13 protein-coding genes and 1 riboswitch are annotated in these 16,770 nt (G+C 43.1%); of the genes, 10 read left to right on the plus strand and 3 right to left on the minus strand.

All coding sequences use genetic code 11. From position 1 onward, the window contains the following. The first annotated feature begins 4 nt into the window (after window positions 1-4). Window positions 5-757, plus strand: coding sequence for an oxygen-insensitive NADPH nitroreductase (gene nfsA, locus M3183_RS10665; protein ID WP_251469307.1), 753 nt, complete (start codon window positions 5-7; stop codon window positions 755-757). A 90-nt stretch (window positions 758-847) separates the two neighbouring features. Here nfsA and M3183_RS10670 read toward each other — a convergent pair whose 3' ends face one another. Beyond that, a complete protein-coding gene (locus tag M3183_RS10670; protein WP_251469308.1) occupies window positions 848-1,681 on the minus strand; it encodes a TetR/AcrR family transcriptional regulator in 834 nt (277 codons plus the stop codon). Window positions 1,682-1,780: 99 nt separating this feature from the next. Here M3183_RS10670 and M3183_RS10675 point away from each other — a divergent pair, with 99 nt between their 5' ends. Then, the gene (locus M3183_RS10675; protein ID WP_251469309.1) at window positions 1,781-4,861 is read left to right on the plus strand and encodes an efflux RND transporter permease subunit; all 3,081 of its coding nucleotides are present in this window, start codon (window positions 1,781-1,783) and stop codon (window positions 4,859-4,861) included. Window positions 4,862-5,487: 626 nt separating this feature from the next. Here the strand turns inward: M3183_RS10675 and M3183_RS10680 are convergent. Further along, complete coding sequence (locus tag M3183_RS10680; RefSeq protein WP_251469310.1) at window positions 5,488-6,237, minus strand: YqjF family protein; 750 nt, start codon at window positions 6,235-6,237, stop codon at window positions 5,488-5,490. A 102-nt stretch (window positions 6,238-6,339) separates the two neighbouring features. Between M3183_RS10680 and M3183_RS10685 the strand changes: the two genes are divergently transcribed. The 5 genes from M3183_RS10685 to M3183_RS10705 all read left to right on the plus strand — a co-directional run bounded on the left by M3183_RS10685 (window position 6,340) and on the right by M3183_RS10705 (window position 11,865). Further along, a complete protein-coding gene (locus M3183_RS10685; protein ID WP_251469311.1) occupies window positions 6,340-7,749 on the plus strand; it encodes an FMN-binding glutamate synthase family protein in 1,410 nt (469 codons plus the stop codon). A gap of 182 nt (window positions 7,750-7,931) precedes the next feature. After that, window positions 7,932-8,038: riboswitch (SAM riboswitch) on the plus strand. A 104-nt stretch (window positions 8,039-8,142) separates the two neighbouring features. Continuing rightward, window positions 8,143-9,156, plus strand: coding sequence for a methionine ABC transporter ATP-binding protein (locus tag M3183_RS10690; RefSeq protein ID WP_251469312.1), 1,014 nt, complete (start codon window positions 8,143-8,145; stop codon window positions 9,154-9,156). Then, complete coding sequence (locus M3183_RS10695) at window positions 9,146-9,820, plus strand: methionine ABC transporter permease (RefSeq protein WP_251469313.1); 675 nt, start codon at window positions 9,146-9,148, stop codon at window positions 9,818-9,820. Before M3183_RS10690 ends, M3183_RS10695 begins: the two co-directional genes overlap by 11 nt. 17 nt (window positions 9,821-9,837) lie before the next feature. Further along, window positions 9,838-10,671 carry a MetQ/NlpA family ABC transporter substrate-binding protein gene (locus M3183_RS10700; RefSeq protein WP_251469314.1) on the plus strand — a complete coding sequence of 278 codons (834 nt, stop codon included), beginning with the start codon at window positions 9,838-9,840 and terminating at the stop codon, window positions 10,669-10,671. Between the two features lie 99 nt (window positions 10,672-10,770). Then, the gene (locus tag M3183_RS10705; protein WP_251469315.1) at window positions 10,771-11,865 is read left to right on the plus strand and encodes an iron-containing alcohol dehydrogenase family protein; all 1,095 of its coding nucleotides are present in this window, start codon (window positions 10,771-10,773) and stop codon (window positions 11,863-11,865) included. A 331-nt stretch (window positions 11,866-12,196) separates the two neighbouring features. Here the strand turns inward: M3183_RS10705 and M3183_RS10710 are convergent, their stop codons facing one another. Continuing rightward, the gene (locus tag M3183_RS10710; protein ID WP_251469317.1) at window positions 12,197-12,910 is read right to left on the minus strand and encodes an HAD family hydrolase; all 714 of its coding nucleotides are present in this window, start codon (window positions 12,908-12,910) and stop codon (window positions 12,197-12,199) included. 279 nt (window positions 12,911-13,189) lie between these two features. On the opposite strand from M3183_RS10710, the gene M3183_RS10715 reads away from it, so the two are divergent. The 3 genes from M3183_RS10715 (at window position 13,190) to M3183_RS10725 (ending at window position 16,477) form a co-directional block, all read left to right on the plus strand. Beyond that, window positions 13,190-14,047: an SAM hydrolase/SAM-dependent halogenase family protein gene (locus tag M3183_RS10715; protein ID WP_251469318.1), complete on the plus strand. Its 858-nt coding sequence runs from the start codon at window positions 13,190-13,192 to the stop codon at window positions 14,045-14,047. A 162-nt stretch (window positions 14,048-14,209) separates the two neighbouring features. Then, on the plus strand, window positions 14,210-15,055 hold the full coding sequence (locus M3183_RS10720; protein WP_251469319.1) for a VOC family protein: 846 nt from the start codon (window positions 14,210-14,212) through the stop codon (window positions 15,053-15,055). 231 nt (window positions 15,056-15,286) lie between these two features. Next, entirely contained in the window at window positions 15,287-16,477 is a 1,191-nt protein-coding gene (locus M3183_RS10725; RefSeq protein ID WP_251469320.1) for a M20 metallopeptidase family protein, read from the plus strand. Window positions 16,478-16,770: the final 293 nt, after the last annotated feature.

Raw genomic sequence — 16,770 nt, forward strand, 5'->3', positions numbered from 1 at the left:
TTGAATGAACAATAAAGAATCATTATCGGAAACCATTCAAGTAATGCAGAACCATGTCTCTGTACGCAAATATTCAGCAGATCCAATCCCGAGAGAGCATTTCATGGAAATCATCCGCGCGGGACAGGGGGCGCCTTCCTCCCATTTTGTCCAAGCATATTCTATCATTCATGTCACAAATCAGGAAAAGAAAGATCAAATCGCAGATCTTGCGAAAAACAAACATATTAAATATTGTTCGGATTTTTTGTTGTTTTGCGGTGATTTAAAACGGTTGGAGATAGCCGGAAGAAAGCATGGAATTGTGATTGAATATGATAATCTGGAAAATTTTATGGTTGCAACAATTGACCCGGCGCTGGTTGCGCAAAATGTTATCACGGCTGCGGAATCACTTGGTTATGGAGGCTGCTACATCGGCGGGGTACGAAATAATCCAGGACCTATTAGTGATATTGTTGGTCTGCCTGATAAGGTATTTCCGTTGTTCGGGTTATGCTTAGGCATACCTGCAGAAAGAAATGAAGTAAAACCAAGGCTGCCAATGGAAGCCATTCTCCACGAAAATGAATATAACGAAAAGAAATACTTAGCGTTGCTTGATGAGTATGATCAAAACATGAGCACCTATTATCAAGAGAGGTCCAGCAATAACAAAGACGCTAACTGGACTGAGCCCATGGCCCAGTTCTTGAAAGATAAGAGACGAGAACACATGCGGGCATTTATCGAGAGTAAAGGGTTTCATTTAGATTAAACTGGACGTAAAAAAGCCGAAAATAGGCAGGGATGATAACCTGCTTAATTTCGGCTTTTTGAAGATAAACGTTTCATATTTTTCAGTGTCTCATTCAAAATACCGCCCCAGCAGATAAGAAATCCACTTACAATGAGGATTATTTCGGATATTTTCTAAAAGCCCCTTTACAATGGCAGGCGGAAACTTTGGATCGAGCAGCTGTTCCTTCAGCAGCTGGAGCGATTCTTTTTCAATCGATTCTTCCATTTCTTCAATTTTATTCTCAATCAGCCCCACAATCTCTTCTTTCTTCGTTTCCTCGCTCAGAGGCTGTTTTACTTTAAACATTGCCACCATTTCCTTTGAAATGAAGGGCACGGTCGTATGCTGCGCCAGCAGATTGGTTTTTTCCACAAGCGACTCCGCCAGCATCTTCAGATCTAACGGTACATTATAGAAAACAAAAAGCTGGGAATAGGTATTCATAAATCCCTTAATACAATACATCAAATCATATTTTGTGCTGCTGACCGCCTCGCCGTATAAACGTTCAATCATCGAGAGAATCGTTTCCGAGAACAATTTGTCATAGTATTGCATTTTAAAAATAAGCTCTTTATTCAAGGATTGCGATTGTTCTTTCATCAGGACCTTTGCAAAGTCCGAATGTCTGTAAAAGGACTGATAAACTGTAAAATAGAAATGATATAAAACTGCTTCGTCCTTCGTATTTCTGACTATATGGTCAATGTCGGATATAATCTGCATCATAAAGTAATCAATCAACGCGATAATCAATTCATCCTTCGATTTAAACGACAAATAAAAGGCACCTTTTGAAATCCCGCATTGATCGGTAATCTGCTGTACCGAAGTTGCCTCAAAACCCTGCTTAGCAAAAAGCTCCAGTGCTGTATCCATGATTAATTGTTTTTTTGACATAAGGCTTAATCCGCTCCCGTGTTATTCATTGACAAATGACTAATCGGTCATTATTATAAATAATTGAGTGTATTTCGTCAATTAAGGGCAGGTGTAATAGTGAAAGGGTTAGTCAATTTTGTTATAAAGAATAAATTAGCAGTATGGCTGTTAACCATTATCATCACAGCTTCAGGTATTTATGCCGGGACAAAGATGAATATGGAGACGATTCCGAACATCTCCATTCCATACTTAATGGTTACCGATGTCTATCCAGGGGCGACTCCTGAAAAGGTAATGGAGGATATCTCCATGCCGGTTGAAAAAGCAGTCGAAAACCTTGACCATGTAAAGGCAGTTTACTCCAATTCCTATTCAAATATGTCTAGTATTCAAGTAGAGTACGAGTATGGCATCGATATGGATGAGGCGAAGCGTGAATTAAAGTCAGCACTAGATAATGTGAAACTTCCGGAAGCTGCCGAGGAGCCGACGACTTCCTCGATCAGCATGAACATGATGCCGGTTGTAGCACTAAGTGTCAGCAGCACAAAAGAGGATATTGTCGATTTAACCTCCACAGTCGAGGAAAGCTTGCTTCCGAAGATTGAAAAAATAGAAGGTGTTGCCTCAGCAACCATTACGGGCCAGCATATTGAAGAAGTCGATTTGACGTATAATCAGGCAAAGCTGAAGCAGTATGGCTTAACGGAAGATAAAGTCAAGGACATGATTCAGGCCAGCAATATGTCAGTGTCTTTAGGACTGTATGAGTTCAAAAAAGGGGAAGAGGCAGTAGCTGTCAATGGTAAGTTCACGACAGTGAACGAGTTAAAGAATATGTTGATTCCAGTGACACCAACAGCTAAAAATCCGTCTCCATTTGTGAAACTCAGCGATATTGCCTCGATTAAAAAGGTGGGGAAAGTTCAATCCATCTCCCGGACAAACGGGAAAGAGGCAATTGCAATCCAAATCGTCAAAGGCCAGCGGGCCAACACGGTGGATGTTGTCAATAAGGTGAAAGAGCTAGTCAAGGATGAAAAGGCGAAGATGGACGGCCTTGTCATTGATGTAACGCTTGACCAAGGTAAGCCAATCGAAGAATCTGTTTCAACAATGGTTGAAAAAGCTGTTTTTGGCGGGCTGATTGCGGTTTTAATCATTCTTCTTTTCTTACGTGACTTCAAATCAATGATTATTTCCATTATTTCTATTCCAGTGTCTATTTTCATGGCATTAATGATTTTGAACTGGATGGATATTACGCTTAACATTATGACGCTTGGGGCGATAACGGTAGCGATTGGACGGGTTATAGATGACTCGATTGTCGTCGTTGAAAATATTTACCGGCGCCTGCATTTAAAAGAAGAAAAATTAACAGGTCGTGCCCTGATTCGTGAAGCGACTATTGAAATGTTTAAGCCGATTTTATCCTCTACTCTGGTAACGGTGGCTGTTTTTGCACCGCTGATTTTTGTCGGAGGCATGGTTGGCGAACTGTTCGCACCATTCGCGTTAACGATGGCATTTTCGCTAGGCGCTTCATTGCTTGTGGCGATTACCATTGTGCCGGCGCTGTCTCACTTCTTATTTAAGAAAAGTTTATATGGTGTGAAGACCACAAGAAAACACAAAGAGAGCGAACTGGCCAAGTGGTATAAATGGTTCTTGGAAAAATGCCTGAACCATAAAGTGATTGCTTCACTGCTTGCCATTCTTTTATTAGCCGGGAGTCTTGCCTTAACGCCATTAATCGGCTTCAGCTTCCTTGGCAGTGAAGAAGAGAAGGTAATGTATTTAACGTATACGCCGAAAGCAGGCGAGCTTCGTGAAGATACAATGGAAAAAGTGAAAGCCGTGGAAGATAAGATGCTGAAACGAAAAGATATTGATATCGTTCAAGTATCCCTTACCGAACCTGGCGACCAGACAGCCGTCATGATGGGCGGAGGCGGCGGAGGTGCATTAATGTACCTTATCTTTGACCCGGATATGGAAAACTTCCCGGAAGTCCGCGATAAAATTGAAGATTATTTAAAACATATCGGCCAGTCAGGAGAGTGGAAGAGCCAGAACTTCTCATCCATGTCTGGCGCCGAAAATGAAGTCAGCTACACGTTCTATAGTGAGGACATCAATAAACTCAATAAATCTGTCAAACTGGCTGAAGATGTAATGAAGAAACAGAAGGGATTAAAGGACGTCACATCTAGTGCGGAGGATGCATATGTGGAATATACCTTCCGCGTGGCACAGGATGAACTAATGAAATATGGATTAACTGCCGGCCAGCTCGTGATGATGCTAAATCCTTCGCAGAAAAAGGATGTCTTAACAACGATTGAAAAAGACGGAAGTTCCCTGGACGTTATTGTTCAGCAGGAACAGGCTAAGAAGCCGAAATCCATTGATGAGATGTTAAAAACACCGGTACCAACTGCACTTGGCAAAACCATGCCGCTTTCCGAATTAGTAACCGTGAAAAAAGGGACAACCTTAAATACCCTCGCACGGAGTAAAGGAGAGTATTATGCAAGTGTTTCCGGGAAAATTACCGGAAAAGATATTTCGAAAGTAACATCGAAAGTGAAAAAGGAAATTGATCAACTTGATTTGCCAAAAGGAGTAACAGTAGATGTTGCCGGGGTACAGGCAGATATGAATGAGACATTTACACAGCTTGGTGTCGCCATGCTTGCGGCAATAGCCATTGTCTATTTCATACTGGTCGTCACATTTGGCGAGGGTCTCGCACCATTTGCCATTCTGTTCTCACTGCCATTTGCGGTAATTGGATCATTTGTCGGATTATTAATCGCCGGCGAAACGATTTCCGTCTCGGTTATGATGGGTCTGTTGATGCTGATTGGTATCGTTGTGACGAATGCGATTGTGCTGGTAGACCGGATTATTCATATGGAGCACGATGGACTCCGAATGCGTGAGGCTATTTTAGAAGCCGGAGCAACCCGTCTTCGCCCAATCCTGATGACCGCTATCGCTACAATCGGTGCCCTTATTCCATTAGCACTTGGCGCTGGCGGCGGAGGCCTGATCTCGAAGGGTCTCGCCATCACGGTAATTGGCGGATTAACAAGTTCCACCTTGTTAACCTTGATTATCGTACCAATTGTGTATGAGATTTTATCAAAAATGTTTAAGAAAAATCGCAGAGAGATTGAGGAAAACTAATATTTGAGGCCAGCCTCCCGCTGTTTGAATGAATCAGCGGGGGGCTTGTTTTTTTGCTGTGAGATTTTGTAGTATGCGGGGCAAGGGTTCTAACTCGAGGTCTACGTGGCCGAATAGCTGCACGTTTCAAGAATTCGGTTATCTAGAAGCAGTTTACGTGCCAGGACAGTTTTACTTTTTGAGGATTAGGTCACCAACTACGTGCCCGAACCGCAGCAAGTTGGATGGTTAACGGTCACCTAGAGGAGGTCTACGTGCCTGAACCTCCATACTTTTCATGGATATGGTCACCAAGAAGAGGTCTACGTGCCTGAATAGCTGTATGTTTCAAGAGTTCGGTCAACTAGCCAGAATCTGCTTGTCCAAACGGCTTTGCTTTCCGTGAAACTCGAGAAACTAGAAGCAGTATATCAGCCATCAAAAAGAGAAAATACAGTTTAAAGGGTAAACCCCTGTTAAACTGCAAAGCAGCTTGCCCCCAAAAAAAGAGATTCCACACCAGACTGTTAAAATTCCTATTTTTGGATAATATATGTAATAGTATTCATTACCAAAATCGTGGAACAGCCTATGATTTGAATGGCTGTGGTGGTAATGGTGAATCCTGCCAAGTCTGAATAACAGTCCTATAGAGACTTTCTAATTCCTATTTTCTTAATGTTCCAAAACAAGGTGTCAACTCCTTTTGAAAAATGGCAAATAGCTTTGTTCTCCCTGGGTTCAAGTTGAAAAGGGGAGAAAAGGGTATGATGAATTTCCGAGTCTGCCAGCTGCAGCGGCCAAGGATTGTGGTGAATTTCGCCGCAATAGAGATTCTTCCGGTTATCGGTGCTGTAGAGGCAGTATCTTTCAGTCAGCCAGTGATCGATTACCCCTTGTTTCGAAAAATAAACCTCTGATGAAGGGGCATAGCTTCCTTTAAAGGTAACGGAGGGACTCTTTTTACGGATACTTTCATAGTAAAAGGCTCCGTCATGCTGGCGGCAGGATATATCAGCAGCGCGGTAGGGAAGATGGTACCACCGCTTAGCGATATGGAGAGAAGCCCAGTTAGAGACGTCCAAAGACAAGAAAAAAACCCCCGGCTTGCCCTGATGGCGGACATAGGTCCTAAGATTGATTTCCGGAAAAGCCGGTACAATGGATAATGGGGAAAGGCCGCGGAGATAAATGCCGTCAATATGGAATACGACCACCCCAAGCCAGGCTGATTGCTCATATGTATCAATGTCCAGGACCGCTGGAATTAGGGGGCGTAACTGTTCAGCTGGAACAGGCCAATGGGCAAACAACAGATTTCTCCATGTTTGCCGCATAATCCAGTTTTTTGATGGCAGCGGCCATGGTCTATGACTATTGTCATTCATGATATCCATGGATGGAACCTTCCTCTCACGATTTCCTCTAAAAATAGTATTTGCCGAAATGATTATGTGATTTTTGGAAACAAATTTCTTTCTATCTTGGAGAAGTGAAATATGCCAAATATGATTCTTTATATACTTTTTGCCATGGTTGCTATTATATTCTTCCTCTTTATCTTTATTCTATTTGGCTGGCGCTGGATTTTGAAAAAAGTGGTGAAAAAAGCGGGGACAATTATCTTAACCGACAGCTATCAAGAAAACATCATGGAGTTAATGCCCGGACTCCGACATATGGGTATTCAAAATATGCTGGAAAATAGCTTGCGCGCGGCATCGGGTGACGTTCTGCACCGCCCGCTGGGTTCCTCAAAAAAGTGGCCGCATTTGGATTCGATTACCTTTATTCCCGCCCAGACATCTCCGTTTCCTGTTGACGGTGATGTGGAAGTAGATGTGCAGGTCACAATTGGACCAAATGCCAAAAAGCCAATGCAGATTAAAATTCCTCTGATGATCAGCGGGATGGCCTATGGTATTGCTTTAAGCGAAGAAGTCAGGCTTTCTTTGGCACAGGCGGCCAGTAATGCAGGAACGGCTATTAATTCTGGTGAAGGCGGTGTTTTACCAGAGGAACTGGAGAAAGCGGGAAAGTATATTCTGCAATGTGCCAAAACGGAATGGTCGAAGGAAGAACATTTGATTAAGCAGGCAGATATGATTGAAATCAAGCTGGGACAGGGTGCTCTTTTTGGGACAGGCACAAGGATTTCACCGCAAAATTTAACTGGACGTGCCCGGTCCATTATGGGTTTGAAAGAAAATGAAGAGGCTGTCATTTATGACAACTTTTTTGAAAATCAGACCATACAGGATTTAAAGGAACTGACCGACCAGCTTCGTTCCATGACAGGCGGTGTGCCCATTGGCGTAAAAATGGGAGCGGGAGGAAAGATTGAAGAGGACATTGATCATCTCATTGAAATGGGGGTGGACTTTATCGCAATTGACGGCGGTCAGGCGGCAACCCTCGGCGCCCCGCCCATTCTGTCAGATGATATGGGAATCCCAACACTGCATGCCATTGTCCGGGCAGTAAACCATTTGGAAAAAAGAAATAGGCGGGATCAAATCAGTTTAATTGCCTCAGGCGGACTGACAGTGCCAGGTCATTTTTTGAAAATGCTGGCTTTAGGGGCGGATGCGGTCTATGTTGGTTCTGCTCTATTATTTACTGTTGCCCATAGCCAGACATTAAAAGCAATGCCGTTTGAACCGCCAACACAGGTTGTTTGGAATCAGGGGAAATATAAGGATCAATTTAAGCAGGAGGAAGGGGCGCAATCAGCTGAAAAGTTTTTAACCGCCAGCGTCGAGGAAATGAAAATGGCCATACGAGCCATGGGAAAACGCTCGTTAAAAGAACTGTCCAAACAGGATTTGGTCTCTTATGACGAACTGACGGCGAGAATGGCTGGTATTCCTTTTTCCTTTGAACCTTTGAAGGATGAACAACAGGAATAACAGGAACAAGGTGGTACAGCGGAGCAAATCTCCGCTGTATTAAAAAAAAAATTAATATCGAGTTCTCATCTAGGTTTAATCATAATGGAAACGTTTTATTATTGTAAAATATTATTTTCTGATGATTGACAAAATACATATAGGTTAGTATATTTGTACTATCCTAAATAAACTTTTAAAAAAGCTTATCCAGAGTGACCGAGGGACATGGCCCTATGACGTCCGGCAACCCCCTGTCTTGGGAAGGTGCCAATTCCTGCAGAATGACTTTCATTCTGAAAGATAAGTCGAAATAACCGTTCGTATTTCGATGCCCCTTTCAGTTGAAAGGGGCTGTTTTTTTGTCGAAAAAAGTAGAAACGGTGAAGCTGACTTAGAAAAGGAGGCATGAACATGATTGAAATTCGTAATCTTACGAAAATATATAAAACAAAGCGCGGCACGGTGAAAGGTGTCGATGATGTTTCCTTGACCATTCAAAAAGGTGAAATCTATGGAATCGTCGGCTATTCCGGCGCCGGCAAAAGCTCGCTTCTAAGATGCATCAATTTACTGGAGCGGCCTTCATCAGGAACGATTATGGTGGATGGAACAGACCTTACCTCGCTGAAAGGTGAGAACTTGCGCCTGGCACGGTTGAAGATTGGAATGATTTTTCAACATTTCTACTTAATCAGCCAAAAGACAGTCTATGAAAATATTGCTTTTTCCTTAAAAGCAGCAAGCTGTCCAAAGGAGCAAATCAAGCAGCGGGTGGAAGAATTACTGGAAACAGTAGGACTTACTGACAAACGGGATGTGTACCCGGCACAGCTTAGCGGCGGACAGAAGCAGAGGGTCGGAATCGCGAGGGCACTGGCGAATAACCCAAAGGTGCTGTTATGTGATGAAGCGACCTCTGCCCTTGACCCGACAACAACCAAGTCGATTCTCAATCTGTTAAAAAAGATTAATAGGGAACTGGACATTACGATTGTTCTCATCACTCATGAGATGGATGTCGTCAAGGAAATCTGCCACCGCATGGCGATTATGCAAGATGGAAAGGTCATTGAAGAGGGTCCCGTTTATGACATTTTTGCCAGCCCCGAAGCAGCACTGACAAAAGAATTTATCGAAAGTGTTGTTTCCTTTGAAGTGCCTGATGCGATTTTGAAAACATGCGAGGGTCCCATCATTAAGGTTATGTTCAAGGGGCAGGTGGCAGGTGAAGGAGTCATTTCCGATATGCTTCAGCAATTCCATGTCAAAGGAAATTTCCTTCATGGTTCCATTGAATATATTCAGGAATTGCCGCTTGGCATCTTTATTATGGAACTGAAGGGGCAGAAGGATGAAGTGGACAAGGCGCTTCAGTATATCGAAGACCGGGCAGCACAGGTGGAGGTGATCCGTGATGGGCTTTGATTTTCAACATCTTATTGAGCTGATTCCTGATATTAATACGGCCTTTTTGCAAACCATTTATATGATTGCTATTTCACTCGCGATTGCCATCATCATTGGACTTCCGGTCGGCATTTTATTGTATGTCACGGATAAGGGGTTATTTTTACAAAATCGTTTGGTTCAGGTAGTGATGGGGTTTGTCGTTAACCTCATCCGTTCCATTCCATTTATTATCTTGTTAGTTGCCCTCATTCCATTGACCAATCTTATTGTCGGGACCACAATTGGACCGACTGCTGCGAGTGTATCGCTTTCCGTTGCGGCCATTCCATTCTTTGCACGGATTGTCGAATCGGCTTTACGGGAGATTGATAAAGGAGTAATTGAGGCAGCCATCGCAGCAGGTGCCACCCCGTGGATGATTATCAAAGATGTCCTGCTCCTGGAGGCAAGATCAGGGATTATCTCCGGTATTACTTTAACACTAATTAGTTTAATTGGTTTTTCAGCGATGGCCGGCACAGTCGGCGGCGGCGGAATCGGTGACTTAGCGATTCGCTTTGGCTACTACCGTTACGACAATACGATTATGATTGCCACGGTCATTATTTTAATTGTTTTAGTTCAGGTTGTTCAGCTTCTTGGTGATTTTATCGCCAAAGCTATTGATAAAAGAAAATAAAAAAGGGGAAAAACATCATGAAAAAATGGTTCTTATCATTGGTTTTAGTTTTAGTCGTGGGTGCATTAGCAGCTTGCGGCAGCAGTTCAGACAGCAAAGACAAAGCAGCAGGTACAGATTCCAAAACTATTAAACTTGGCGCAACAGCCGGTCCTTATAGTGATATGTTGAAAAAAGCAATAGTACCAGGATTGGAAGAGAAAGGGTACAAGGTTGAAATTGTGGAATTCAGTGACTATATCCAGCCAAACAAAGCATTAGACAATGGCGATATTCAAGCAAACTTGTTCCAGCACACCATTTATCTTGAGAATTTTGCAAAACAAAACAATATGAAGCTTACACCTTTAATTCAAGTTCCAACTGCACCAATGGGCATTTATTCAAAGAAATTTAAATCACTTGATGAAGTAAAAGACGGTGCAACTGTTACCCTTCCGAATGATCCGACAAATGCGGCACGTGCATTAAATACGCTTCGTGATGAAGGGTTCATCACCATCAAAGAAGGCACAGATCCGCTGACCGTGTCAGAAAAAGATATTGCAGAAAACAAGAAAAACTTAAAATTCCAGCCAATCGAAGCCGGCCAGCTGCCACGTTCCGTTGACAGTGCCGACCTTGCCTGTGTCCCTGGAAACTTTGCATTAGCAGCAAAAATGAATCTGCTTGATGCATTGGCACTAGAAAACATGGATGATAAATACCGCAACATTGTCGCAGTCAAAACTGAAAACAAAGATTCACAACTTGCCAAAGATATCAAAGCTGTAGTCGAATCTGACAACTTCGAAAAAGTGATCGACGACCAATTTAAAGGCTTCGGCAAGCCAACATGGATGACAAAATAAAAGGAAACAGGGGATGAGTTCCCCGCCGAAGGGTCAGTTCCCCAAAGCTTAAAAGCGGAAGGGACTGAACCTTAAATACATAGAAAAGAGTGATGGAGCATGGAGACCTTTTCTGTTCACGGAGCGCCAAGTGAATATATCCTGCAAGAAGGTAGTTTAGATAGTTTGGAATCAAGGCTGCAGGAACGCGGCTTTCAAAAAGTATTAATTGTCCATGGGGAAAAATCATGGGCGGCCGCGAAGCCGTTCTTTCCGTCCTTTCATTCAGTGGTTATAGAAGAATACACCTATTCTGGTGAATGTTCATTAGAGGAAATTGAGGAACTGGCGGAGCTTGTGAAGGGCAAGTCATTTGATGCCCTGATTGGGGTTGGCGGCGGAAAAGTCCTTGACCTTGTTAAGGCAGCCAGCCATTTTACCGGGAAGCCGCATGTTCTGATACCGACCCTTGCCTCAAACTGCTCGCCATGGACACCGTTAAGCGTCATTTATGATGAGGCTGGTGCATTCATTCGGTATGATGTTTTTCCTGTCAGTGCCAGCCTTGTCCTAATTGAGCCGCGAATCTTACTTACTGCCCCCCAGAGCATGCTGATTGCCGGGATTGGCGACACACTTGCAAAATGGTATGAAGCGGATGTCCAAATGGCGGTGATTGAGAATAAACCAGTGGCATTAATGCTCTCACACTATACAGCAAGACAATGTAAAGACCTGCTGTTACAACATTCTGAAGGTGCAATATCAGCTGCTAAATCTGGGAGTTTAAATGATGACTTCATAAAGGTCGCCGAAACAATCATCATGCTTGGCGGCATGGTCGGCGGCTTTGGTGATCATTACGGGCGGATTGCCGGAGCCCATTCGATTCATAACGGTTTGACGATATTGGAAGAAACACACCATGCCCTGCACGGGGAGAAAGTAGCGTATGGGATACTGGTTCAGCTGGTGCTGGAAGACAAGTGGAAGGAAATTGAACAGCTTATCCCATTTTACCAGCAGCTTGGCCTGCCGCAATCCCTCGCAGGTTTGGGTGTTACACAAATCAATGAAGAGGTTTTCGCGCAAATAGCAGTAAAATCAACGGTTCCTGAGGAATCTATCCATGTAATGCCGATTGGAGACATCATATCAGACCAAGTCAGCACTGCCATTGCTGCTTTGGAGAGGAAGTATGGGAACTTTAAATAATGGGTTAGTTTTATTTCCCTTAAAGGGGAAAAATAAAACTTAGCGGGCAGCTGGAATGAGTTCTAGCTGCCCGAAATTGTGAAAGGGGAAGCAGTTGGGTCAAGTAGAATGGGTCAAGCTGCCCGAAATCATGAAAGGGGAAGCAATTGGGTCAAGTAGAATGGGTCAAGCTGCCCGAAATCATGAAAGGGGAAGCAATTGGGTCAAGTAGCCGACGTCTAGCAACCCAAAATCATGAAAGGTAAAGCAGTTGGGTCAAGCAGACCGCATAGATGCCGAAATTTGATGGAAAAATAATTCGGCCAAGCAATATCGCCCAACCGAATTCTCATCATTCTAAAATAGAATATCCACGCAGCACATCCATTAACTCCGACAATTCCGTAATTACTGCCAGTGGCTTGTCATCTGTATCCGGCTTCCGGCCGCGGTAATTAAACCAGACAGCATTCCATCCGGCAGCAAGCGATCCAACAACATCATTTTCCCAGGAATCCCCAACATAGATCAGGTTTTCCCCGTGATGGCCGACTTTCTCGGAAGCCGTATGAAAAATCTCCGGATTTGGTTTAGCGACACCGACCTCGTCCGAGATAAAAATAAGGTCTTCTGAGATAAACTGTGTCAGTCCCAGACGATCAATCTTATTCCGCTGATGGGACACAGGCCCATTGGTGATAATCCCTAGTTCCATTCCATTATGCCGTAATCTATGAAAAAGCTCCGGAACATCCGAGAATAGTCGTAAATGCTTCAAGTTATATTCATAGGTTTTTTGAAAAAGTCTTGCTTCCTCTTCCGAAATGGTGCAGCCAAAACTCTCCAAAGTCAACATAATCCTTTTGATTCTCATACTCTCCAATGACATCTTCCTGCTGGAATAGTCCACCCATAAAAGATCCGAGTAGTGTCTAAACCGTTTATAGATCGTGTCATCAGGCAATGCTTCAAGGGTTTGAAATGTTTCCCTGATTGTGTGCATGAAAGGTGCCTGATGGTCATGCAATGTATCATCCAAATCAAAGAAAATCGCTTTTATCTTCATTACTAAATCCTTTCCAAAACAAAATACTATCTATATTATAGTCTATTTATAGTAAAAGGAGGGGGCAATACATTCTATTGACTCTTTTTAAAAACTGCTATTATAATTTGATTTAATTTTCAAACTTTATATGAATGATGTTCATAAAAGGCTGGTACGGCAGGAATAAGATAAACCACGTCCTTATTTATTTTAAAAAAATAGATAGGGACGTGGTTTTTTTAGCTTTTTTAACCAAAATAAATGACAAGAACAGATAAAAATGGGGAGGTACATGTAATGAATAACAATCTCGTACTGCAAACCGATTTTGGATTAAGTGACGGAGCCGTCAGTGCCATGTATGGTGTGGCGATTGCCGTCCAACCTGATATTCGGATTTTCAATTTAACCCATGATATTCCGAAGTTTAATATTTGGGAAGGTTCTTACCGGTTATACCAAACGGTTCCCTACTGGCCGGAGGGAACCGTGTTTGTATCTGTTGTTGACCCGGGTGTTGGTTCTGAAAGACGGAGTATTGTAGCAAAAACGGCCCAGAACCAATACATCGTCACTCCTGATAATGGTACGCTGACACATATTCATGACAGTATCGGCATTACGGAAGTCAGAATCATTGATGAAAACGTCAATCGTCTTCCGCGTTCGGGTGAATCCTATACTTTCCATGGCCGGGATGTGTATGCTTATACGGGTGCCAGGCTTGCCTCCAATATCATTACGTTTGAAGAAGCAGGCCCAGAAGTACCGGTTGATTCCATCGTTCAGCTGCCGAAGCCTGAACCTATTATGAACAATGGAGTCCTCCATGGGAATATTGATATTTTAGATATCCGGTTCGGCAATTTGTGGACCAATATTGACCGCTCGCTTTTCAAAGACTTATCAGCTGAGTATGGTGATTCATTTGAGGTAACTATTGAGCACGAAACCCGCCATGTCTATAAGAACATCATGACGTTCTGCCGGACATTTGCTGATATTCAGCTAGGTGAACCGCTTCTTTATGTGAATTCACTTAATAAAATCGGAGCCGCTATTAACCAAGGCTCCTTTGCTGAGGATTATCATGTCAAAGCCGGGGCATCGTGGAAAGTCTCAATCCGCAAGATGCTGAAAACCCAGGGAAGTTAATTAGAGAATGAAAGCACAGTGACAAGGTCCTGTGCTTTTTTTGGACTTGAAAGACTAAGTTGAAGAATATAAATAATTCTACCTTTACATTTATCTTTATTTTAAATAGTATTAATTCAAGATAAGTGAATGATTCAAGGAAAAAGAAAGGGGCAAATCCATATGGAACATTTCCACCAAAAACCAACAATATATGTCGGTGAGGTTACGATAAAAGTAAAGAACCTTGATTATGCGTTAACGTTTTATCAAAATATCATCGGGCTTAAAGTCTTGGAAAAAACAGACCATCAAGCCGTTTTAACGACAGATGGCCAAACACCATTGCTTACACTTGAACAGCCAGACAATGCCGCTTCAAAAGAGGCACGAACAGCAGGGCTTTACCATTTTGCTATTTTACTTCCTTCGCGGGCTGATTTATCAGTTTTCTTACGGCATTTGCTTCAAACGGGGTATCCGCTTGGAGCGGCAGACCATTTGGTGAGCGAAGCCCTTTATTTAAATGATCCGGATGGAAACGGGATTGAAGTGTATCGTGACCGGCCATCAAGTGAATGGGTATGGAAAAATGGCTTGGTCGAGATGGCAACTGAGCAGCTGGATGCAGAGGGAATTCTGGGAGCGAGTCATGCGGAATGGAGCGGGCTGCCAGAGGGAACGGTAATGGGACATATTCATCTCCATGTCGGCGATTTACAAAAAGCAGAGGAATTTTACACGAAAGGACTTGGCTTTAACGTTGTCAGCTACTACCCTCAAGCTGTTTTCATGTCGACCGGCGGTTATCATCATCACATCGCCATCAATACCTGGCAGGGAGCCGGGGCCAAGACACCGGCGGAAAACAGTGTCGGCCTAAAATGGTACACACTTGTCTATCCAGATGAGGCCGAAAGAGAAAATGTAATCAAAAACCTTCAGGAATTAGGCGCACCCGTACAGAAGGAAGCCGATTTTTATACAACCAGTGACCCGTCAGGAAATCAAATCCGGCTGGTTATCTAATGTAGAAAATGACCCCTTTATAAGGCTGAATTAAGAATAAAAAAGGCTAAAGATGCGGCGGATGCTTACCAATCACATAAGTTTAAAGCAACTATTGAAGGAACATACCAAGAATGATGACTGGTTCATCCAAGATAAATTTAGATACTATCGATAGCCTGCCGGGCATATGCTGGTGAATGAAATGACCAGTGTGCCCTGCAGGCCTTTTTAAAAAAGGAGGAGAATCAAATGACAGCAAGCGGAACTTTATTAAAGGAAATAAATGAAAAGTTATCAGCGAGTTTTCCTGATATCGTCAGCTGGAGAAGATATATGCACCAACACCCAGAGCTATCCTTTAAAGAGGAGAAAACGGCGTTATACATAAAAGAGAAACTGGAAAGCTTTGGTTTAAAAGTGAAAACTAATATTGGCGGCCATGGATTAATTGGGATTTTAGAAGGGGCTCAGCCAGGGAAAACAATTGCATTACGGGCTGATTTTGATGCTCTGCCCATCAATGATGAAAAGGATGTTCCTTATAAATCACAAACTTCAGGTGTCATGCATGCCTGCGGGCACGACGGCCATACTGCTGCATTGCTAGGTACGGCCAAGGCTTTAAGCGAATTTCGTGAGCAGTTAAAAGGAAAAGTCATCTTTATTTTCCAGCCTGCAGAGGAAACACCACCAGGCGGTGCGAAGTTTATGGTGGAAGAAGGGGTATTGGACGGCGTGGATTATGTATTCGGAGCCCATTTGGATTCAAAAACTCCCGTCGGTAAAGTCACAACAGGTGAAGGGTTCCAGATGGCAGCTGTTGATAAATTTAAGATTACCATCCAAGGAAAAGGCGGGCACGGCGCAAGACCACATGAAGCGATTGATTCGATTGTGATTGCAAGCGAAATTGTCAGTTCCTTGCAAAAAATTGTCAGCCGCCAAGTGGACCCGTTAAAATCAGCGGTTGTGACGATTGGGGTATTCCAAGCCGGCAGCGCGTTTAATGTGATTGCTGATAAAGCGGTATTAGAAGGAACGGTCCGTACCTTTGATGAAGATGTCCGTAAACAGGTAGAAGAACAAATCCGAAGAATTGCGAAGGGGATTGCGGACACTTCCGGCGCGGCTGCAGCTGTCGATTATTTAAACGGGTACCCCGCATTATATAATCATCCCAAAGAAACACAAACCGTCCGCAATGTGTTAATCGAGGAATTTTCGGAAGAGAATGTTGAGGAAATGGTTCCTTCTATGGGTGCAGAAGACTTTTCGTATTTCTTGCTGGAAAAACCGGGAACGTATTTCCGGGCAGGCTCAAAAAATGAAGATGAAGCCACCCGCTACCCGCACCATCACCCAAGATTTGATATTGACGAACGCGCGCTGTTAAATATTTGCCGTTCATTTGTGAAGATTGTGGCGCATTATTTGTTTTAGGCTGTTTTCGTAAACTATGTGGTTATGCCAAGAAAAGCGGTGGTTTATTCAATTTAGGAATAAGCGGACTCTGCGAAAAAGCTGGATTACAGGATAGCCCCCTTGGAAGTAAAAATAAGCGGAAGTTTTCCCGTTATTTGCAAAATTAAGAATTCCTGTAGATAGTTCTTTTTACCGTTTGATAAAAATAGAGCCCCTCAGTAAGATGATTATACACACACAACACAAAATCAATCTTAGGAGGAAGCTCTATTATGAAGTTTAAAATGCAAGACAAACAAAATCAACTAATT

Source organism: Neobacillus mesonae (assembly GCF_023715155.1).
Classification (GTDB): Bacteria; Bacillota; Bacilli; order Bacillales; family Cytobacillaceae; genus Neobacillus; species Neobacillus mesonae_A.

Bases quoted from the DNA above. Each gene is read 5' to 3' on its own strand.
- M3183_RS10725 (WP_251469320.1), top strand. From the start codon at position 15,287: ATGACAGCAAGCGGAACTTTATTAAAGGAAATAAATGAAAAGTTATCA.
- M3183_RS10705 (WP_251469315.1), top strand. From the start codon at position 10,771: ATGGAGACCTTTTCTGTTCACGGAGCGCCAAGTGAATATATCCTGCAA.
- M3183_RS10715 (WP_251469318.1), top strand. From the start codon at position 13,190: ATGAATAACAATCTCGTACTGCAAACCGATTTTGGATTAAGTGACGGA.
- M3183_RS10700 (WP_251469314.1), top strand. From the start codon at position 9,838: ATGAAAAAATGGTTCTTATCATTGGTTTTAGTTTTAGTCGTGGGTGCA.
- nfsA (WP_251469307.1), top strand. From the start codon at position 5: ATGAACAATAAAGAATCATTATCGGAAACCATTCAAGTAATGCAGAAC.
- M3183_RS10670 (WP_251469308.1), bottom strand. From the start codon at position 1,681: ATGTCAAAAAAACAATTAATCATGGATACAGCACTGGAGCTTTTTGCT.
- M3183_RS10720 (WP_251469319.1), top strand. From the start codon at position 14,210: ATGGAACATTTCCACCAAAAACCAACAATATATGTCGGTGAGGTTACG.
- M3183_RS10680 (WP_251469310.1), bottom strand. From the start codon at position 6,237: ATGGATATCATGAATGACAATAGTCATAGACCATGGCCGCTGCCATCA.
- M3183_RS10710 (WP_251469317.1), bottom strand. From the start codon at position 12,910: ATGAAGATAAAAGCGATTTTCTTTGATTTGGATGATACATTGCATGAC.
- M3183_RS10685 (WP_251469311.1), top strand. From the start codon at position 6,340: ATGCCAAATATGATTCTTTATATACTTTTTGCCATGGTTGCTATTATA.
- M3183_RS10690 (WP_251469312.1), top strand. From the start codon at position 8,143: ATGATTGAAATTCGTAATCTTACGAAAATATATAAAACAAAGCGCGGC.
- M3183_RS10695 (WP_251469313.1), top strand. From the start codon at position 9,146: ATGGGCTTTGATTTTCAACATCTTATTGAGCTGATTCCTGATATTAAT.